The organism is Sandaracinus amylolyticus (genome assembly GCF_021631985.1).
Taxonomy (GTDB): domain Bacteria; phylum Myxococcota_A; class Polyangia; order Polyangiales; family Sandaracinaceae; genus Sandaracinus; species Sandaracinus amylolyticus_A.
Genome location: NZ_CP070225.1, coordinates 7251771 through 7272947, shown reverse-complemented (window position 1 = coordinate 7272947; position 21177 = coordinate 7251771). Strand labels below are relative to the sequence as shown.

Below are 21177 nucleotides of genomic sequence, written 5' to 3'. Positions count from 1 at the left end.
GAGCCCGTGCAATCCACACCTGATAACGCGCGCTTCCCGGCTCGCTGCCTCGCCGCCTTCCTCGCGACGTCGATCGCGTGGGCGCCCTCGGTGCCGATCGCGCACGCCGACGATCCCGAGGACGTGCATCCAGAGGGCTCGAGCCGCGTCATCGAAGTGAGCCCCGAGGAGCGGCGGCAGATCCAAGAAGCCGCGCGCGGTGACGCGCTGCCGGTCGACCCGGATCGCGTCGTCGTCGATCAGGCGCCGACGACGGACCCGGGGCCGGAAGGCGACGAGGTGACGCCGGTCGCGCTGCCGGGGGCGGAAGCGCGGACAGCGGTGACGCCGCAGGCGATCTCGTTGCCGGGTGCCGAGGGCTCGATCGAGGGCATGGGCGAGTCGTTCGCGCCGGTGCTGTCGTCGGGGACCGCGACGTTCAGCGTGCCGCTCGCGGTCGCGCCGGGCCGTCGCGGTGTGCAGCCGTCATTGGCGCTCTCGTACTCGAGCACGAGCGGAAATGGTCCGCTGGGGTTCGGCTGGGGGCTCGGGGCGCCGTTCATCTCGCGACAGTCGGATCGGGGTCTGCCGCGGTACGTGGACGGTCCGGCATGGCATCCGGAGGAAGACCGATTCCTCTACAACGGCGGTCAGGAGCTCGTGCCCGTCGACACGGCGGCGATCGGACAGGTCGACCAGCGCGCTGCGCAGGCGGGAGTGGATGCCTCGGTCGTCCCTGACGACGTGCGTGGGTGGCAGCAGTACCGCGCGCGGATCGAAGGCTCGTTCATGCGCTTCTTCCGAGCTCCGGACTCGATGCGGTGGGTGGTGCAGGGGCGCGACGGGACACGATTCGATTTCGGCCTGCTGCCGGCAGGGAAGGGACCGAACGAAGTCGTCGAGGCGTCACGCAGCTCGCTGCAGGTCGACCCGGAGTCGAGCGGCGCGTCGCCGCGTGTGTACCGGTGGTCTCTCACGCGGATGAGCGACTCGCACGGCTCGGTGGTCTATTACCGATATCGATATGATCGTGGTCAGTCGTATCTGGAGGACATTCACTACGTCTCTCCGAACGACTGTGCCGCCGCAGACCCCGACATCGCGCGGACGTGCCCTGCATCGCTCGATTCGTACGGTGCGCGGGTGCGCCTGGTGTACGCCGAGGGCCGGCCCGACGTGTTCGCGTCGTACGCGACCGGCTGGAGGGTCGAGACCGCGCTTCGGGTGGTGCGAATCGAGGTCTCGGCGTGGAACGACGCGACGGGACTGCAGCGACGCACGCTCGTGCGGCGATACCACCTCCGTTACGATCCGAGCTCGTTCCACTCGCTGCTCGGCGAAGTGCAGGTCGAAGGACGGCCGGAGCACGAGGACGCGAGCCTCGGCGTCTGGGTCGGGCGCGCCGATCTCGGCGAGAACGAGCTCGGCGATCGCATCCTCGGCAGGACGTTGCCTCCGATGCGGTTCGGCTATTCGACGATGCCGCTCGACGGCGAGCAGATCCCAGGCTTCGGCGGCATCGATTCGATGTTGCGCGAGGTCACGGCGAGCCCGCCGCACTCGGTGGACGAAGCGCGCGCGGACCTCTTCGACGTGAACACCGACGGGCTGCCGGATCTGATCGTGACGGATCCGTCGCGGTACCAGACGAGCACGGGTGAGCCCGCGGTGGGCGTGTTCTTCAACGGGTTCTCGGGACGCGAAGGGCGCCCGGCGGGCGCGACGGCGACGTTCTCGGAAGCAGTGGCGATGCCGATGGACGCGTCGATGTCGTCGGTGCTGTCGCTGTCGAACCCGAACATCGTCCCGATGGACATCGACGGTGATGGTCGCAGCGACATGCTGCACATGCCGCGATTCCGTACGTACGGATGGTTCACGCCGACGCGCGATGCCGACGGCGCGACGCCGACGGTGGCGGCGGGCGCGCAGGGTTGGCGTTGGACCTATGCGCAGATCCAGCTGCCGACGCGCGACACCGATCCTCGGATCGACCTCGGGCGAGATGCGGAGCACCTCGAGATCGTCGACGTCAACAACGACCATCTGATCGACGTCGTGCGGACCACCGGCACGGTGATGCAGACGTGGGTGAATCTGGGCTGGCTGCCAGGGGGCGACGGTCGGTTCGGGAGCTATCGATACGGCGAGGACGGCTGGGAGCTGTCGACCGAGCCGATCGAGTCGTGTCTTCTGCTCTCGGGGACACCTCTCGATTTCGAGAACCCGCAGACGCGCCTGTCGGACATGAATGGCGACGGACTGCTCGACATCGTCGAGATCCAGCGCGGCCGGATCCGCTATTGGCCTGGTCGCGGTGAGGGCAGCTGGGGCGATGGCCCGCGTCGTTGTGCGGAAGGCGAGGGCGGCAATCGCTACGTCGAGATGGAGACGCCGCCGGCGGAGCTGAACATCGAGCTGGACGGGATCCATCTGACGGACGTGAACGCGGATGGCGCGTCGGACGTGGTGCAGATCCGCTTCGACGCGGTGGACGTATGGTTCAATCGCGCCGGGCGGGGCTTCACGCGTCGTCTGATCGCGCGCAGCACGCCGGCGGCGCCGGGGTACGTGACGCGCACGCGCTTCGCCGACATCGACGGCAGCGGAACGACGGATATCGTCTGGGCGACTGCGGACGACTGGCGATATGTCGATCTCGCCGGTGGCCGTCGGCCTCGGCTGCTGGTGCGGGTGGAGAACGGCCTCGGCGCGCAGACCGACGTCGGCTACGGCTCGAGCGCCGAGGACTACGTGCAGGACCTCGCCGATGCAGCGAGCTGCACGAGCTGTGAGCGCTTCACGTGGGGCCGCGCGGACGGCGAGCCGAGCGAGCGCCTGCTCGACCGCGCGGGTGTGCGAGCGTGGCACTCGGCCGGCAGTCCCGTGATCTCGACCGTCGTGCGCTCGGTGCGCACGAGCGACCGGCTCGACGTGCTGGGGCGCGAGGCGCAGGTGAGCGAGTCGCGATTCGCCTACCACGACGGGTATTACGAAGGCATCGAGCAGGAGTTCCGCGGCTTCGGCGCCGCCGACGCGGTGTCCGTCGGCGATTGGAACCATCCGACGTCGTACTCGCGCACGTATTTCCATCAGGGCCGACGTCCCGAATCGATCTCCGACGACCGGCTCGCCGACAATCCGTACGAGGCGCTCAAGGGCCGCGAGTATCTGACGGAGACGTTCGACGAGCGCGGTGTGTATCTGTCGAGCGCGCACGCGACGCTCACGAGCCGGAATCTGCACCAGGGTCTGGATGGTCGCTGGATCCAGTACGCATTCGTCTCGGAGGCGAACGAGATTCGCTACGACACGACGGTGTGGATCGCCGGGGGCGCCGAGCTGGATCTGACCGATGTGTCGTTCGAGGAGTGGGGGACCACCTCGTGGTTGCAGACGTCGACCGTGTCGCGGCGGGCCCAGGCCCGCGGCCAGCACTTCGTGCGCATCCAGACGACGTACGACGAAGTCGACTCGCTCGGGCAGGTGCGTCGTCAGTCGGCGCATGGGGCAATCCAGGGCGCGATCTCGGTCGACGATGTGATCGTGGCCCACACGACACCGGTGCTGCGGAACGCGGCGGAGTGGATCTGGCGGACGGGGTCCACGTGGATCACCGGGACGGCGGGCGGAGTGCCGCAGGGGCCGCTGCGGGAAACGATCAACCAGTACAACGGCGTCGGCGACGTGGTGCTGTCGCGTCAGGTCGTCGGTCCGCTGCGCGCGTACACGTTCGACGGCGATGACTCCACCGAAGGCCTTGCGATCCAACAGCTGCAAGTCAATCCGAGCTCGACGCCCGGCGTTCCGTTGGACGACGACCTGGTGGGCTCGACGGTGTACGACGCGTGGGGCAACGCGCTCGCGAGCTGCGTCGGAGCGAACATCTCGGAGCTCGACCCGAGCGCGATCGCGGTGTTGCCGTCCGGGTGCCTGCGTTACGCGCGCGTCTCATACGACGCTGACTACGCGCAGCTCGCGGAGACCGAGACGACTCACGTCTCCACGTCGGATGTGCCGACGCTCTCGACGTCGGGCACCTGGGACCGCGGCCTCGGCGCGGTGCTGACCGCGACCGATCCGAACGGTCTCGTCACGCGTGTCACGTACGACGGCCTCGGCCGCTTGGTCGCGGTCGTGCCGCCGCGCGCCGAAGGGTGCACGGCGGACCGGCCCACGACGCGCATCGCCTACGAGCTCACGGAGAACGGGGCAGCCGTGCCGCTCAGCCGCGTGATCACGACGACCGAGCTCGACTGCGACGCCGACTACGGTGCAGAGGGCAGCTCGCTGGTCGCGATCTCCTTCGTCGATGGCCTCGGCCGCGCGCGAGCCGGTCTCTCGACGGGCGATGCGCCGGGTGAGTGGATGCGAAGTGGTCTTTCGACGCTCGACGCGAAGGGAACCGTACGCCGCGAATACCAGCCCGACATCTACGTCGGCTCCGACACCTCGCTCGCGGGTGTGCTCGCGCTACCGCGGACGGGCGCATCGTCGGGCGGTTTTCCGACGTTCGGCGCAGACGACATCCCGTACGCCGTGACGCGCCACGATGCGTTCGGTCGCACGATCGGCCAGCACGCCGAGGACGGCAGCTACACCTCGCAGAGCTTCCACGCGCTATCGGTCGATGTCTGTGATGCGCTCGACAACGACTCGAGCTCGGGCTTCTACGGAACCTGCACGACTTCCCGCAGCGACGGCCACGGGCGTGTGATCGACCAGATCTTGCGCACGTTCGATCCGGACACGGGCGTTCCGGAACAACATCGACTCTGGTCGTACTACCGAATCGACGGCGTGGTGATCGACCTCGTGCGGGCTCGGTCGAGCATCGGATTCCGCCCTGCGACATCGGAGGTGGCGAGTCTGGCAGCACCGCACGTCCACCGCGTGTTCCACTACGACACGCTGGGACGGCGGATCGGAACGGAGGATCCGGACACCGACTCTCGCGCTTCCGGTGCGACGGACGAGACTCGCACGTGGCGTTATCTGTTCAATCGCGCCGGCGACCTCGCGGCGGTGCGTGACCCGCGCGGTTGTGGGCAGAACTTCTTCTACGATCTCGGCGGCCGCCTCGTCGGCGAGCAATACGTCGGGTGTGACGAAGCCGTCTCGAGCCGAGCGGAGCTCGGGCTGTACGAGCTGCCCCCCGGCTCCATCTCGACGATCGAACAGATGGCGCCGCGCCGCGTCGACGTCCGCTATTGGTACGACGCGGCGCCGCCCGCGTTCGCAGCGATTCCGAATCGCGGCGGCGGCGTGCAAGGGCGGATGACGGGGATCAGCGACCGTGCACATCGTTCGCTGCTCGCTTACGACGCGCGCGGGAACGTGGTGTGGACGGCACGTCAGGTCGCGGTACTGCCGGACGCACCACCGCTCGTACCGGGGCCGGTGCGGACTGCGCCTGGCGACGACAGGCCGAGCTGGACCGAGATGCCGATCAGCGCTGATCGTGACGTGGCGTACGCGCATGCGCGCACATACGAGCGCGAGGCGCGTTTCGATCACGCAAACCGGGGCACTGCGCTGGTGCTGCCGCGCGACTACACGTGGACCGGCGCCGGCACCGGCGCGGCGATCGGTGGAACGCTCGAGTTCAATCGCCGCGGCCTGCCGACGCGTGCACGCGTGACGATCGACTGCGACCCGACGACCGATGCGAGTGCTTGCCAGTCGCATCTGGGCACTCGTGACGTGATTTCGGAAGTGCGTTATGCGCGTGACGGGCTCGTGCTCGAGACGACGTGGGGCGACACGACCACCTCGAGCGGCGCGACGCGCACGCCGAGCGTCTCCACGACGCAGTACGACGTGCGTCGCCGCCCCGTCCGGATGATCACGACCCGCACCCCGACGGGCGCCGCGCCGCGCTCGCTCGCCGCGGTGAGCACGGTCGTCGACCAACAGCTCGTGTGGGACGCCGCGAGCAACCTGACGGAGATCGTCGACCACCGTGACCCGACGGAGTGGCCCGACGGTCATCGTCCCCAGAGCACGTACGTGATGCACGACGCGCTCTACCGCGTGATCGGCGCGTCCTTCAGCTACACGCAGGACAGCGGCACCCGCACGACCGCCGACGACGCGACGGACTGGCGAGACGCACAGGAGATCATCCGCGGCGAGCAGTTCGTCGAGGACCCGCAGCCGAGCGCGGACCCGATGCACGTCGAGCCCGCGCCGATGCTGCAGCAGCTCGAGCATCTGCCCGGTCGGGTGCAGGACCTCTCGTGGCGCTGGGACTGGCTGGGCAACACGACGAGCTGGCACGACGACGCGGAGGTCTTCTACGAGCGCTCGACCGGCGCGATCACGAACGGCGTCGATCAGGGCGGCACGACTCTGCGCCCGAGCGCGCTCTACGTCTCGAGCAACATCCCGACGCGCGCGATGACTCCGACCGAGCAGCAGCGCGCGGGCTGGGTCGAGCTCGAGTACGGCGCCGGCGGCAACGTCACGTCGATGACCGTACACGGCCAGTGTCGCAACGCGTCGGCGCAGGCGACGTGCTCGGATATCGCGACGAGCGACCCGACCGCGCGAGCGAATCACCTGCGCACGCAGTGCCGCTGCGAGAGCGAGCAGCACTACCAGTACCGCTGGGACGAGCTGAATCGCCTCGCCGAAGCACGCCGCTGGGACCGCATCGCGCCCGCGCCGCAGTGGTCGCTGAAGGTGCGTCAGCGCTACCGCTACGACGGCGCGAACGTGCGCGTCATCAAGGCGACCATCGAGCCCACGAGCGAGACCGACGCCGGCCCACCAGGCGCGCTCGACGAGCGTATCGCGCTCTACGTCTTCCCGGGTGACTACGAAGTGCGCGGACTACGCCGTGACGCGAGCCAGTACGTCGCGCGCACCGGCCCGTACGACCACGTCGAGACACAGTACGTCGTCGCCGGCGCGCGGATGGTCTGGAGGCACGCAGCGACACCCGAGCTGCTCGATGACGCGCGCAATCGGCGAATGACCGTCGGGCTCACCGACATCATCCAAACCACCGCTGCGACATTGGACCTGCTCAGCGGCGACCTCGTGGAGGCGAGCACCTACTATCCGAACGGTGCGAGACAGGCGCTCCTCATCGAGGAGGCTGACCCGAGCGCGACGGAGCCGAATGGCTTTACCGGCAAAGAAGCCGACGAGGAGGTCGGGCTCACGTACTTCGGCGAGCGGTACCTGATTGCTCGACTGGCGCGATGGTGCGTCGCAGACCCTCTTCACATCCACGGCGCTCAGGGCGGTGATTCGTTGAACGCCTACCACTATGTAGCGGCGAGCCTGTTCGCTGCGCGCGATCCGATCGGTCTGGACGTCGAGAGTACAACCATCGAGCTCAAGGGTGGAGACGGTCAATCACATACGGTCGACCGGGAGGACCAGGCACGTGCGCTCGAGTCCGTCATTCAAGCGTCGGTGACCGACGACGAGCAGGCCTACTTCGAGCGCGATGGCAACCGGCAGGTGCTCAACGAGGCTGGTCAAGCCGCGCGTGCCGCCGGTCGGCTTTCGCCCCAGGCGCAGATGTGGGCGGACATGATCGAAGATCATGGTTTTACTCACGATTTTCACATGATCGACGTGCAGACGCTGCCGCAGTGGGCGCGCGCGCGCCTCGAGGGAACGCCGGGCCAGCAGGCGCCGTTCACGATTCAGATGTCCGACGCGACGACACTCCGACCGGCTCTCGCCGCGCAACCGGCAACGGGTGATGGCCGCCAACGCTTCATCCAGGGAAACACACTGGTTGCTCCCGAGATCCAGGCGCGGACATACCCGCTGCGAGCAGGAGATCCGCGGCCCGGAACGAGCGGTCAGTCAGGGCGCAATCAGTCGTTCGTCCTGTTCAATCAAGTCGGGTTGAATCCCGCGATCATCGTCGCTACGGACGAGGCAGTGCATTCGCACCTCACGCGGCAGGAGTATCTGGAGGGTGGCAATCCTGCGACTGCCGATCATCCTCGCGTCGATCCGCACATGCGTGGAATCATCGGGCGATCCGTGCTTCAGGCGATGGACCGCGGCTACCTGTACTACACTCCTGAGCTGATGGAGTTCTATACCGGGCCGTACAGACGCGGTCAGGGAATCGCCCCGGCACCCGGATTCAACTGGTGCGGGCCCACTCATCGCTGCCAGATGCCCGCCTACACGCCGCGCCAGTCGGTCGGCGGTGGAGCGTCGAGCCCGTGAATGTGCCCGCAATCCTCTGGGTGTACGCGGCGGCGCTGCTCGCTGGCTGCGGCGCGAATGCAGGGCGGACCGAGGAACGACTGGACCAGAGCGGCTCGTGTCAGATCGACATCGAGAGAGAGCACTTCGATCGGTTCTGTCGGGGCGACGAGCAGTCATTGTCCGACGCGGACTACGACTCCGCACTGAACCAGCTGCTCTCGCTAGGGCACGGTTGTTTTCAATGGAATCTGCGTGAGAATGAGTGTGGAGTGAGCATCGAGGCGCTGGCGCGGGTCGCGGCGCGCGAGCCGGACTGCGCAACCCTCGCGGGAGAGGTCGCGTGCGTCTCGCTGTACCGCATGGGCCGTCCGTTCGTGCTGGCACGGATGACGAGCGATCCAGAGTACAGGCGCATCCAAGACCTCGCCGCGGGCTCCTGCGACTGCGAGCCCAGCGTTCGCGAGCTATCGGACACGAACCCGTGACACGTCGTGCGCGCGAGCGCGGTAGCCGCGCTCGCGTCGCGTCCTGACGGCCCACCTCGGGATGTGCGATCGACACAGGAGGGCGGTGCGAGATCCTTCCGGATCCCCGACGCGATCGCTTACGCTCCCTCCCCAGATGTCCGCCGATGTCGTGGAAGCTCTCGGCAAGATCCAGCTCTTCAACGGGATCCACCCGAAGGGTCTGGAGCGCATCGCGTCGATCTGCTCGGAGGAGACCTATCGCCTCGGCGACGTCGTGTTCCGCGAGGGCGACGTCGGCGACAAGCTCTACCTGATCCTCGACGGCAAGATCCGCATCTCGCGCGAGGTCTCGGGCATGGGCGAGGAAGCGCTCGCGGTGCTCGGCGCGGGCCAGGCGTTCGGCGAGATGTCGCTCATCGACGACTTCCCGCGCAGCGCCGATGCGCGCGTGCACGAGCGCTGTCGACTCCTCGTGCTCACCAAGGAAGCGCTCGAGGATCTGCTCTTCCTCGACAAGGATCTCGCCTACGAGATCCTGTGGAACTTCGTGCGCATCCTGAGCTCGCGCCTGCGCGAGACCAACGACAAGATGACGTTCTTGTCGGTCACCGGGAAGTTTTGAGCCACGAAGGCGCGCACTGCGGCGTGCACGAGGCGCGCGATGCGCGCTTCACCTGTGAGCGCTGCGGCACCTTCGGATGCGCGGAGTGTCGCTTCGGCGGCGAGCCTCCCGAGAACGCACCGCCTCGTTTCGCGATCTGCGTCGCGTGCGCGAAGGACGGCTTCGCCGAGCCGATTCCGTGGGAGCGCCGCAAGGAGCTCGGCATTCGTCACGCGTTCATCGAGACGACGAAGCTCGCCACGCGGGAGCCGACGCGCTTCTTCCGCACCCCAGCGATCGAGAAAGGCCCCACCGGCGCGCTCTTCTACGGGCTCGGCGCGTATGCGCTCGGGCAGATCACGCTGCTGCTCTCGATGGGTCTGCTCATGGCGGCGGGCGGCGCGGTCGCGGGCATCGCGACCGAAGAGCCGATGGTCGCCGGCGTCCTCGGCGCGTACGGCTGCGCGATCGCGGGGTTCAGCCCGTTCTTCGTCGCGCAGGGCATCGCGCAGACGCTGCTCGCGGTGATCATCGCGGCGGGCGCGTCGCACGGCACGCTCGTCGTGATGAAGCGCGCGAAGGGCAAGTTCGAGAGCACGCTGCGCGCGGTCGCATACAGCTACGCGCCGTACGTATGGCTCGGCCTCCCGGTATGCGGCGGGCTCATCGCTTACGTCTGGATGATCGCCATCGAGTTCCGCGCGATCCGCGAGACCCATCAGTGCGGCAGCGACGGCGCGGCGCTCGCAGTCTTCGGGTACCGCATGCTCCTCGTGCTGCTCTTCATCGGCCTCTACGCCGCGATCGGCGTGCTGATGTTCCTCTACATGCCGGGCCCGCGACCCGGGTTCGATCCCGTGACCAGCCCATGAGCGACTTCGACGTCATCGTCATCGGCGGCGGCGTCAACGGCACCGGCGTCGCCCGTGACTGCGCGCTGCGCGGCATGAAGGTGTTGCTCTTCGAGAAGCACGACTGGGGCTTCGGCGCGTCGGGCAATTCCTCAGGGATGATCCACGGCGGCGCGCGCTACCTGACCGACACGCCCGACGTCACGCGCCTCGCCTGCCAGGACAGCGGCTACATCCAGCGCATCGCGCCGCACCTCGTCTTCCGCATCCCGTTCCTCTTCCCGATCCCCGCGCGCGGCCTCGCATCACGCGTCGCGCTCGCCGCCGTCGACGCGTTCTTCGCGTTCTACGATCGTTATCAGCCGCTCAAGGGCGGCAAGCCCCACAACCTGCTCAGCGATCACGAAGCGCGCGCGCTCGAGCCCGGGCTCGCCGGCGATCTGCGCGGCGCGATCACCTTCGACGAGTGGGGCATCGACGGCGCGCGCCTCTGCCTCGCGAACGTGCTCGACGCCGAGGCCCACGGCGCGACCTGCCGCGCCCATCACGAGGTCATCTCGCTGCTCCGCGAGAACGACGCGGTCACCGGCGTCATCGCGCGCGATCGCGAGACCGGCGCGCGCTTCACCGCGACCGCGAAACGCGTCGTCAACGCGACCGGCGCGTGGGCGCCGATCACCGCCGCGCTCGCGAGCGCGCCTTCTTCCGAGCGCGCGAAGGTGCGTCCCGGCAAGGGCATCCACGTCGTCTTCGATCGCCGCATCGGGAACTACGCGATCGTCTGCAAGGCGATCGACGGTCGTCAGATCTTCTCGATGCCCTGGCAGAACGTGAGCTGTCTCGGCACCACCGACGACGACTACTACGGCGATCTCGATCACGTCCGCGCGACCACCGACGAGGTCCGCTATCTGGTCGAAGGTGTCGCCCGTGTCGTGCCCGCCGTCGCGAACGCGCGCGTCATCGGCACCACCGCGGGCGTGCGCCCCACGCTCTACGAGTACGGCCCGAGCGAGGACGACCTCTCGCGCGAGCACGCGATCGTCGATCACACCAAGGACGGCGCGCCCGGCCTCTACTCGATGATCGGCGGCAAGCTCGCGAGCTATCGCATCTTCGCCGAGGAGATGACGGACCAGCTCGCGCGGGATCTCGACGTGCGCGCGCGGGGCCGCACCCACGAGCTTCCGCTGCCGGGCGGCGAGGCACCGGTGGACGCGCTTGCGCTCGCGGAGTCGCTGAAGCTGCCCGAGCCCGCGGCGCGTCGGCTCGCCTATCGTCACGGCGCGCGCGTCAGCGCGATCGGCGCGCGCCTCGCGCGTGATCGCGACGAGCGCGCGGTGGTGTGCCCGTGCGAGCCGGTGATCGAGGCCGAGGTGCGGCACGCGGTGGTGGTCGAGGGCGCGCGCGACGTCGCCGATGTCGCGCGTCGCACCAGGCTCGGGCTCGGCACCTGTGGCGGCATGCGGTGCGCGCATCGCTGCGCGCAGATCGTCTCGGAGGAGCGCGCGCTCCCGCCCAGCGCGGCCCATCGCATGGCCGCGGAGTTCTTGATCGACCGCTACAGAACCCGGGTGGTCGCGCTCGACGGCGCACAGGTGCGCCAGGAAGAGCTCGCGATCGCGCGGCACGTCGCGGCGGGCATGAGCCCCGAGCTGCTCCTCGAAGAGGTTCGCGCGGCGCGCCACGAGGACGAGACGTGACCGACGTCATCGTCGTCGGCGCGGGGATCGCGGGCCTGTCCGCCGCGCTCGCGGCGTCGCGCGCCGGCGCGAAGGTCCTCGTGATCGACGGCGGTGCCGGCGCGACGTCGTTGAGTGGTGGCGCGTGGGATGTCGCGACGGTGAACGATCCGTTCGCCGCACCGCGCACGATCGATCGTGCGCTCGATGCGCACCGCGAGCCCGCGCATCCGTGGGCCCGCCTTCCGCGCACCCTCGCGCGCCAAGCGCTCGCCGCGTCGCACGATGCGCTCGCCGAAGCGCTCGCCATCTACCCGTCGCTCGGCGATCACGCCGACGCTGCGCTCGCCGCGACCGAGCTCGGCCTGGTGCGTCGCGCCGCGCTGGTGCAGCACGCGGTGCTCGATCTCGGACCGATCCCGAACGCGCGCATCGCGGTGGCGTGGATGCGCGCGCTGCGCTCGTTCGACGGTCCGTTCGTCGCCGCCTCGCTCAACGAGCGCGCGGTGCGCGCCGGCGATGCCCGCCGCTTCGTCGCGGTCGAGGTCGAGCTCTTCCGGCGCGCCGGCGACGTCACGCTGCTCCCCCACGAGATCGCCGCGCTCCTCGACGCGGGCGATGCGCGACGACGTCTCGTCACCACGCTCTCTCGCGCGCTCGGTGGCGCGTCGTTCGACGCGGTCCTCGTGCCGCCGCTCCTCGGGCTCGAGGACGATCGCGTGCGCGCGCTGGTCGAGACCGGGATCGAGCTGCCGATCGGCGAGGTCGTCGAGTCGCTCGCCGGCGCGCAGGCGCTGCGTCTGGCGCGTCGGATCGCGACCGCGCTCGAGCGCGCGTCGATCCCGCGGCGCGAGGCTCGCGTCGCGCGGGTGCGCGCACCCGAGGTGCACCTGGTCGACGGCACCGTCCTGCGCGCGGGCGCCGTGATCCTCGCGACCGGAAAGCACGTCGGAGGTGGCGTGCAGAGCGCGTCGCACGACGTGCGCGAGCCGCTCGCCGGGCTGCCGCTCTACTCGCGCGGCCGCGCGCTCCCGCTGAGCTCGAGCGCGCGCGGACGTGATCCTCGCGCGCTCTACGGAGACGATCCGTTCACGCCGGGCGCGGGGTTCTCGCTCGGCGTCGGATGGGACGCGTCGATGCGCGCGCTCGACGCCCACGGCACGCCGCTGTCACGCGACCTCTTCGTGTGCGGCGCGCTGCTCGAGGGCACGCATCCCTCCGACGGAACGGGCATGGGCGTCGCCGCGACCACCGGCTGGATCGCAGGCACGAGCGCGACGTCGTGACGATTTCCCGCTGGTGAAACGCTCGCGAAACCGAGGGCGAGCATGCTCGTTCTCGTATGCTCCGCCGAATCGCCGATGCACCCGTCGCGCTCGCGCACTACGCCGTGGGCAGCGTCTACGTCCTCGCGCACCTCGTGACGTACGAGCGGACGATCAAGCGCCTGCAGCCCGTGAACGGCTGAGTCTGCCGGAGTGCTCGTCCCGCACGTCCCGGACGGGAGCGCGCGAAGCGCGCGTACGGTAGGGGCGGGCGGGCGAGCCGATTTTTCGACAGTCGCTGAGCCCTCAGGCCCACGGTCCCGCGCGCCTCATCCGCACGATGCGCACGCCGCTGCGGCACGCGCGGGCGATGGACCGTGAACGTCGCTACGCGAAGAAGAGCGTCGCGACGTCGGCGACCACGACCTCGCGCGAGAGCATCGCGACGTCGAACCCATCGACGAGCTCGCGCGCCGCGATCGTGCTCGGTCCCTGCATCCCGAGCGAGCGCGCGAGCCAGCCCACGATCGACTCCGCGCGCACGCCGCGCGCACGCAGCTCGGCGATCGCCGTCGAGCCGTGGCGCTTGCCGAGCCGCTCTCCATCGGGGCCCACCACCAGCGGCACGTGCATCCACGCCGGCGGCTCGCCACCGAGCGCGCGATGGAGCGCGATCTGTCGCGGCGTGGACGAGAGCAGATCGTCGCCGCGCACCACCTCGGTGATCCGCATCGCACGGTCGTCGACGACCACCGCGAGCTGATACGAGAAGACGCCATCGGCGCGTCGCACCACGAAGTCCCCCGCGCCCATCCCGACGCGCGAGGCGCCGTGCATCACGTCGGCGAACGTCGGCGCGTCGTGCATCCGGAAGCGCCACGCCGATGCGCGCTCGGGGTGGGTCCGTCCTTCGCGACAGAGCCCGGGATAGATCGGCTCCTCCCCGTGCGGCGCGCTCGCGATGCTCGCGATCTCCTTGCGCGTGCAGGTGCACGGATAGAGGTGCCCGCGCGCGCGCAGCAGCTCGTAGGCGGCCTCGTAGCGCTCGAGCCGCAGCGACTGCACGTAGGGCCCGAGCGCGCCGCCGACGTCGGGCCCTTCGTCCCAGTCGAGCCCGAGCCAGCGCAGATCCTCGAGCATCGCTTCCATCGCGCCCGGCACCACGCGCGGCGCATCGATGTCCTCGACGCGCATCACGTACGCCCCGCGCTGCGATCGCGCGCGCAGCCACGCGACCAACGCCGTGCGCGCGGTGCCCAGATGAACGCGCCCCGTCGGCGAGGGCGCGAAGCGCCCTCGATAAGAGCTCATCGCGTGATCGTCTCCACTGCGTCGCGGACTACGCACCTTCCTGCGACGTCACAATGATTTGACACGAGTCGTCCGGTTCCCGTAAGGCTGCGACCGTGCGGGCTCGAGAGCTCTTCGTTTTCGCCATCTTCCTCGCGCTCGCGCTCTTCCCGGGCTGCGACACCGGCCGCTTCACCGCGAGCCAGAGCGTCGGCCTGATCACCCGCGGCGCAGCGGCGATCCAGGAGCACTGGGACCCCGAGCTCGTCGGCGATGCGATGCCGGGCAGCATCCTGCAGCTCGAAGGCCTCTACGCGACGTTGCCCGAGGACGATCGCGTCGGGCTCGAGATGCTGCGCGCGTACGTCTCGTACGCGTACGGCTGGCTCGAGCCGCAAGCCGAGGAGGCCGAGGCGCGCGGCGATCTCGACGCGCAGGACGAGACGATGCGTCGCGCGCGCCTCATGTACCTGCGCGCGCGCAACGTCGGCATGCATCACATCCGTCTGCGCGACAGCGGGTTCGACGCGGCGGTGAACGGCGATCACGACGCGTTCGTGCAGTACCTCGACACGCACTACCGCACCGCCGAGGACGTGCGCTTCCTGCTCTGGACCGGCTACGCGTGGGGCTCGGCGATCGCGGTCGCGACCGACGATCCCGAGCTCGTGCTCGATCTGCCGAAGGTGCGCGCGATGGTGGAGCGCGCGGTCGAGCTCGACCCGAGCTACTTCGAGTACGGCGGGCTGATGTTCCTCGGCGCGCTCGCATCGTCGGTGCCCGAGTCGCTGGGCGGAGATCCCGCGCAGGGCCGCATCCTCTTCGAGCGCGCGCTCACCGGCACGAACCGATCGTTCTTCCAGATCCAGCTGCAGTACGCGCGCACCTACGCGGTCACCACCGGCGATCGCGCGCTCTTCATCTCGCTGCTGCGCGAGATCATCGACGGTGGTGATCCCCGCGCCGACGTGCGCCTCGCGAACCGCCTCGCGCGGCGTCGCGCGATTCGCCTCCTGCAGCGCGTCGACGAGCTGTTCTAGAGCGGCACGAGGCTCGATCGAAACCTTCGAGCCGAGCCTGACTCCAAGATCGTGTGAAGACAGCTCACCACGCGATCCTCGTCGCCGTTGCGCTCTCGATCGTCGCGCCCGCGAGCGCGCATGCGCGGAGCCTCATCGTCACGAGCGGAGAGCATCGCTGCTCGCTGACCGAGGGCACGGTGCACTGCGAGGGATGGCGCGGGCGCGACACCTGCGAGCCCGAGATCCACGACTTCGACGTGGCGCTTCCCGAGCCCGCGGTGGCCATCGACGCGGGCGGGCCGCTCACCTGCGCGCTCACCCGGTCCGGCTCGGTGTTCTGCTGGGGATGGCCGGAGAGCAGCGATCTGGTGGACCGCGCGGATACGTGCCCCGCATCGGAGCTCACGCCGCGCGAAGTCGTCGGCGTGCGAGGTCGCGCGAGCGCGATTGCGATGGCGCAGGGACGTGTCTGCGCGTTGCTCACCGACACGACCGTGTCGTGCTGGGACGCCTCCTCGACGCCGATCGACGCGGCGGCCGCGGACGCGATGCGGGTCGTGCGCGACGATGCACGGCCGCTCGATCGCGTGCGCACGGTGACCGCGTTCCTCGGAGGCGCGTGCGCGATCGACGCCGACGCCGCGCTGTGGTGCTGGGGCGAGAACCAGGAGGTCCTCCCGGCTTGCGGCGACTCGTCGCCGTGCGCGGCGCGTCGCATGCCCCTCGAGCTCGTGCCCGACGCGCTGCGCTGCGGGCCGACCGGCTGTTGTGCGATCGCCGCCGATCGCGCGCTCGAGTGCTGGGGCCCGACGCAGGACGACGCACGCGTGCTGGTCCGCGACAACCCCGCGTGGATCGATCTCACGCTCGACGAGGAGGGCGCGTGTGTGGCGACGCGCGATGCCGTGGACTGCAATGGCGGGTTGCGGATCCGGAGGCGCGCGTCGATCTGGGACGGCTTTCGCCTGCGTCGCGGCGAGATCGTCGGGCTGCACGGGCAGGACGGCGCGGTGTGCGTGTCGACGACCGGCGCGCCGGTCTGTTGGAGCGCGTCGGTGCGTGATCGGGGGCTCGACGGAGTCACGCCGCGCGTCGCGCGCACTCATTGGCGCCTCGAGCCCGGCGAGCGCGCGCTCCGCACCCGCATCGATCCGGTGCGCTGCGTCGACCACTCGATGCTCGACGAGCCTCCGCCGACCCTCGACGCGCGGCTCACACGGCGCGGTCTGCGCATCCGCGTGTCGCAGCTCGTCTACAACTGCGGGCACGCACCGCCGATCGACGCGCGGCTTCGCGTCGATGGATCGATCGAGCTCGGCATCGGCGACCTTCCGCACCGCGCTCCGCTGACGCGCTGCGACTGCCTCTACGATTTCGTGGTGTGGATCCACGATCCGCCCGCGGGGGCGCGCGAGATCGTGTTCGGAGGAGACGACGGAGCGCCGCCGGTGCGTGCGACCATCCAGCGCTGACCGCGTAGCGCGTTTCGCACCCGATTCTCGCTTGAAGCGCATCGGGCGCCGATGAATCCTCGGGGCCCGCGGGTCGTCCGACACGCATCCTGCACCCTCGTCCCGGAGACGCATGGACCGACGATCGTTCCTCGCCGCGTTGCCCGCTCTCGCGACGGGTCTGCTCGCTCCCTCGCTGGTGGACATGAGCGTGGCAGCTCGCCTCGCCTCCGCGCAGGAAGCCCCGGTCACGCTGCGCATCGCGACGCTCGCGCCGCGCGGCTCCGCGTGGCACCGCGTGTTCACCGCGTGGGGCAACACGCTGCGCACGCAGACCAGCGGACGCCTCACGATCAACGTCATGCCCGCGGGCGCGGGGGACGAGCTCGATCTGGTGCGTCGACTGCGCGCGCGAGAGATCGACGGAGCGAGCTTCACCGCGATCGGGATCGGACAGATCGCGCGCCCCGCGCTCGTGCTGCAGGCGCCCGGCGTGTTCGAGACGTACGAGCACCTCGATCGCGCGCGCACGAGGATGGACGCGGAGCTGCGCGGCCTCTTCGAGCAGAACGGCGCGACGCTCATGGGCTGGAGCGACTACGGGCAGGGCCGCATCTTCTCGACGCGCCCGATCCGTCGCCCCGCGGACTTCCGCGAGGCACACCCGTGGATCCTCGAGAACGATCCGATCTTCCCCGAGCTGCTCCGTGTGATCGGCGCGACCGGCGGCGTGCCGCTGCCGATCGGACAGGTGATGGGCGCGCTCGAGCAGGGCCGCATCGACACCGTCGTCGCGTCGGCGACCGCGGCGAGCGCGCTGCAGTGGCACACGCGGCTCAACCACGTGATGCAGCAGTCGAACGCGGTGCTGCTCGGCGCGACGCTCTTCTCGAAGGAGAAGGTCGAGTCGCTGCCTGCCGATCTGCAGACCGCGCTGCGCGAGACCGGACGCCAGGCCCACGAGACGCTGCAGCGCACGGTGCGTCGCGACGACGATCGTTACTACCAGACGCTCTCGACGCGCCCCGGCATGACGATCGTCGACGCGTCGCAGTACGAGGCGGAGTGGCGGCAGATCGCGCAGCAGACGCGCGAGCGCCTCGTCGGTCGCGTCTACACGCGCGAGCTGCTCGATCGTGCGATCGCCGCCGCGCGTTGAGGCCCGGAGCACTGAACACACGGAGGCATCTCGTGTACCCTGCGGGACGTCGATGAACGCGACCGCGCCCAGCGCCTCCAAGCCCGATCCGATGGTCGGTCAGATCGTCGCGGGGAAGTATCGCCTCGACGCGAAGCTCGGCGCGGGCGCGATGGGCACGGTCTACCGCGCGACCGACGCGCGCGGCGCGCTCTGCGCGGTGAAGATCCTGCAGAACGAGATCGCCGACGACGAGACGCGCGAGCGCTTCCGGCGCGAGGCCGAGGCGCTCTTCGAGCTCAAGCACCCGAACATCCTCGAGGTGCGCGACTACGGCGTCGACACGGCGCGCAACACGCCGTACCTCGTGATGGAGCTGCTGCAGGGCCGCACGCTCGAGGAGATGGTCGTCGAGCACACGCCGGATCCCCAGACCGGTCTCGAGCTCGGCAAGCAAGTGCTCCGCGGCCTCGCGCACGCGCACAAGGCGGGCGTGCTGCATCGCGACCTGAAGACCGAGAACGTCTTCGTCACGTGGGACGGGCGCAACTGGGTCGCGAAGCTGCTCGACTTCGGTCTGGTGAAGTTCACCGACGACAAGAAGTGGGGCCCCGCGAAGAAGCTCACGATGCAGGGCGCGGTGTTCGGAAGCCCCGCGTACATGTCGCCCGAGCAAGCGACGGGCACGCCGGTCGACGCGCGCAGCGACGTCTACTCGTTCGGCGTGATGCTCTTCGAGATGCTCACCGGCTCGTGGCCGTTCGAGGTCGAGAGCCAGCACGAGATGCTCAAGGCGCACCTGCTCGAGCCGGTGCCGCCGCTCTCGACCAAGCGCGAGGGGCTCACGGTGCTGCCGGCGCTCGAGCAGATCGTGCAGCGCGCGCTCGCGAAGAAGCCGAGCGATCGTTTCGCGAACGCGCCCGAGATGCTCGCCGCGCTCGAAGCGCTCCCGACGCCCGCGGCATGGATCAGCGGGCTCACTCACGTGCCTCCGCAGCCGATCGCGCCGCCGCCCTCGATGCAGCACGCGCCCGAGGCCGACGCGTCGCCGGGCAAGTCGCTCGCGATGCTGGGCATCGCGGCAGGCGTCGGAGTGCTGGTGCTGCTGGTGCTGGCGGCCGCGTTCTTCGCGATGCGCTGACGAGTGACCTCGTCCTCCATCGACGTCATCGCGATCGCTGGCGTCTGACCGTCGCCCACTGAGGTCAGTGGTCGGATCGATAAATTGTGGCTCGTGACCTCATACGCATGGTCACGGATCGATAAATTGTGACTCGTGACCTCATACGCATGGTCACTTGCGCGAGAATTCTGACTCCCGACCACTGGGCGAAGTGGTCGAACGCGAGAATTCTGACTCCCGACCACTGGGCGAAGTGGTCGAAGGCGAGAATTCTGACTCGTGACCTCATACGCATGGTCACGTCGTGAGAATTCTGACTCGTGACCTCATGCGCATGGTCACGATCCGAGAGCTCTCGGGAAGCCAGGAATCCGAGGAGAGCGGGATTCGGAATTTCTAAGGAAAGCAGGAAGTTAGGAAGGCAGGAGGGGAGAGAGGTGGTTCTCCCTCGCTCCTGTCCCTCCTGCTCTCCTTAGCGGAACCCCTTCTCTCCGAAGCTCCTGAGAGCGTGTCAGGCGAGCAGCACACCCGGGTTGAGGATCCCCGCCGGGTCGAGCTCGCGCTTGGTTGCGCGCAGCACGTGCTCGAAGAGACTCGGGCGCTCCTGCTCGTACCACGGGCGATGGAGCCGGCCGACCGCGTGGTGGTGGGTGATCGTCGCGCCGTGGGCCATCAGCGCGTCGCTCGCGGCGCGCTTGATCTCGGTCCACTGCTCGAGCTCGCGACCGCGCGTCGCGGGCGCGACGAACGTGTAGTAGGGCGCGGGGCCGTCGGGATAGACGTGCGTGAAGCGGCAGCTCACGAGGGCTTTCGCGCCGCACACGCGCGCGCTCGCGTCGCGCACCGCGCGCACCACCGCGGCGTGCAGCGTCGCGAAGCGATCCCAGGTGCACGCGGTCTCGAACGTGTCCGCGATCATCCCCAGGCTCACCAGCGAGCTCTGCAGGTACGGCGCATCGAGGAACGCCTGACGCCATCGGCCTGCCGCGTCGTCGGCGCTGCCCGCGCCCGAGCGATAGCTCGCGCCCTCCGACTCACCGCCCTGCGCGCGCGCGATCGAGAGCGCGCGCTCCATCCACGCCTCGAGCGGATGATCCGCGGACTCGAAGCCCAGCACGAGCACCGACGCGCCCATCGCGACGCCGTTCATCATCGCCTCGCGCTGATCGAGGAGGCGACAGTTCGACGGGAAGAGCCCCGACTGCGCGATCGCGCGCGTCGCGTCGACGGCGCGCTCGTAGCTCGTGAACTTCACGCTCGCGCTCGCGCGGAACGTCGGACGCACCTGCACGCGCACCCACGCGTCGGTGATCACGCCGAAGATCCCTTCGCTCCCGAGCATCAGGCGATCGGGGCTCGGCCCCGCGCCCGACGCCGGCAGTCGGCGCGTCTCGATCAGACCGCGCGGCGTCACCACGCGCATCGACTCCACGAGATCGTCGACGTGGGTGTAGACCGTCGCGAAGTGCCCGCCGGCGCGCGTCGCGATCCATCCACCGAGCGTCGAGTGCTCGTACGACTGCGGATAGCAGCGCATCGACACGCCGTGCTGCGCGAGCTGCGACTCGAGCTGCGGTCCCGTCGCGCCCGCTTGGATGCGCGCCGCGCGCGACGTCGCGTCGACCTCGAGCACGCGCGTCATCGCGCCGAGATCGAGCGACACCACGCCCGCGTACGCATCGCGACGCTCCTCGAGCTCGACACCGCCGACCACGCTGGTGCCGCCGCCGAACGGGATCACCGCGACGCGCGCGTCCGACGCCCAGTCGAGCACGGCCTCGACCTCGCGCTCGTCGCGCGGGCGCATCACGAGATCGGGCGCGCTCGCGAAGTCGCCGTGGAACCCGCGCACCACGTCGCGATACGAGCGACCGCGCGTGTGCAGCGCACGGTCCTCGTGATCGATCGACGCGATCTCCGCGAGCGTGGGAGGCGCGTCGATGCGCGGTGTCGGCATCGTGATCGCATCGAGCGCGATGGGCTCGTGCACGTCCTTCACGTCGAACGACGTGATCGCGCGCACCTGCTCGCCGATCGCGCGCCTCGCATCGCGATCGGGGAATCGATCCGCCCAGCCCCAGGCCCAGTGAGAGCGTCTTCGCATCGCGCGAAGAGGCTACTCGA

The 21177-nt window shown here is 69.5% G+C and carries 13 protein-coding genes; 11 read left to right on the top strand and 2 right to left on the bottom strand.

The genetic code is table 11. The features are described from left to right. Window positions 1-6: 6 nt before the first annotated feature. The 7 genes from I5071_RS30795 (at window position 7) to I5071_RS46690 (ending at window position 13232) form a co-directional block, all read left to right on the top strand. A complete protein-coding gene (locus tag I5071_RS30795; protein WP_236516828.1) occupies window positions 7-8181 on the top strand; it encodes a SpvB/TcaC N-terminal domain-containing protein in 8175 nt (2724 codons plus the stop codon). Beyond that, window positions 8178-8648, top strand: coding sequence for a hypothetical protein (locus I5071_RS30790; protein ID WP_236516827.1), 471 nt, complete (start codon window positions 8178-8180; stop codon window positions 8646-8648). Before I5071_RS30795 ends, I5071_RS30790 begins: the two co-directional genes overlap by 4 nt. Before the next feature lie 151 nt (window positions 8649-8799). Then, window positions 8800-9252 (top strand): cyclic nucleotide-binding domain-containing protein, encoded by a 453-nt coding sequence (locus tag I5071_RS30785; protein ID WP_329611092.1) that lies wholly within the window; start codon window positions 8800-8802, stop codon window positions 9250-9252. Further along, window positions 9249-10103 (top strand): YIP1 family protein, encoded by an 855-nt coding sequence (locus I5071_RS30780; protein ID WP_236516826.1) that lies wholly within the window; start codon window positions 9249-9251, stop codon window positions 10101-10103. Before I5071_RS30785 ends, I5071_RS30780 begins: the two co-directional genes overlap by 4 nt. Further along, window positions 10100-11785: a glycerol-3-phosphate dehydrogenase/oxidase gene (locus I5071_RS30775; protein ID WP_236516825.1), complete on the top strand. Its 1686-nt coding sequence runs from the start codon at window positions 10100-10102 to the stop codon at window positions 11783-11785. Before I5071_RS30780 ends, I5071_RS30775 begins: the two co-directional genes overlap by 4 nt. Next, window positions 11782-13050 (top strand): FAD-dependent oxidoreductase, encoded by a 1269-nt coding sequence (locus tag I5071_RS30770; protein ID WP_236516824.1) that lies wholly within the window; start codon window positions 11782-11784, stop codon window positions 13048-13050. The genes I5071_RS30775 and I5071_RS30770 overlap by 4 nt, the downstream gene beginning before the upstream one ends. Before the next feature lie 56 nt (window positions 13051-13106). Continuing rightward, a complete protein-coding gene (locus tag I5071_RS46690; RefSeq protein ID WP_268921162.1) occupies window positions 13107-13232 on the top strand; it encodes a hypothetical protein in 126 nt (41 codons plus the stop codon). A 184-nt stretch (window positions 13233-13416) separates the two neighbouring features. On the opposite strand, the gene gluQRS is transcribed toward I5071_RS46690, so the two are convergent. Then, the gene (gene gluQRS / locus I5071_RS30765) at window positions 13417-14340 is read right to left on the bottom strand and encodes a tRNA glutamyl-Q(34) synthetase GluQRS (RefSeq protein WP_236516823.1); all 924 of its coding nucleotides are present in this window, start codon (window positions 14338-14340) and stop codon (window positions 13417-13419) included. Window positions 14341-14435: 95 nt separating this feature from the next. Here gluQRS and I5071_RS30760 point away from each other — a divergent pair, with 95 nt between their 5' ends. From I5071_RS30760 to I5071_RS30745, 4 genes are all read left to right on the top strand, one after another. Further along, window positions 14436-15359: a TRAP transporter TatT component family protein gene (locus I5071_RS30760; protein WP_236516822.1), complete on the top strand. Its 924-nt coding sequence runs from the start codon at window positions 14436-14438 to the stop codon at window positions 15357-15359. Window positions 15360-15412: 53 nt separating this feature from the next. After that, on the top strand, window positions 15413-16813 hold the full coding sequence (locus I5071_RS30755) for a hypothetical protein (RefSeq protein ID WP_236516821.1): 1401 nt from the start codon (window positions 15413-15415) through the stop codon (window positions 16811-16813). A 184-nt stretch (window positions 16814-16997) separates the two neighbouring features. Continuing rightward, on the top strand, window positions 16998-17951 hold the full coding sequence (gene dctP / locus I5071_RS30750) for a TRAP transporter substrate-binding protein DctP (protein ID WP_236516820.1): 954 nt from the start codon (window positions 16998-17000) through the stop codon (window positions 17949-17951). Between the two features lie 52 nt (window positions 17952-18003). Further along, window positions 18004-19071, top strand: coding sequence for a serine/threonine-protein kinase (locus I5071_RS30745; protein ID WP_236516819.1), 1068 nt, complete (start codon window positions 18004-18006; stop codon window positions 19069-19071). A 493-nt stretch (window positions 19072-19564) separates the two neighbouring features. On the opposite strand, the gene I5071_RS30740 is transcribed toward I5071_RS30745, so the two are convergent. Then, window positions 19565-21157: an FAD-binding oxidoreductase gene (locus tag I5071_RS30740; RefSeq protein ID WP_236516818.1), complete on the bottom strand. Its 1593-nt coding sequence runs from the start codon at window positions 21155-21157 to the stop codon at window positions 19565-19567. Window positions 21158-21177: the final 20 nt, after the last annotated feature.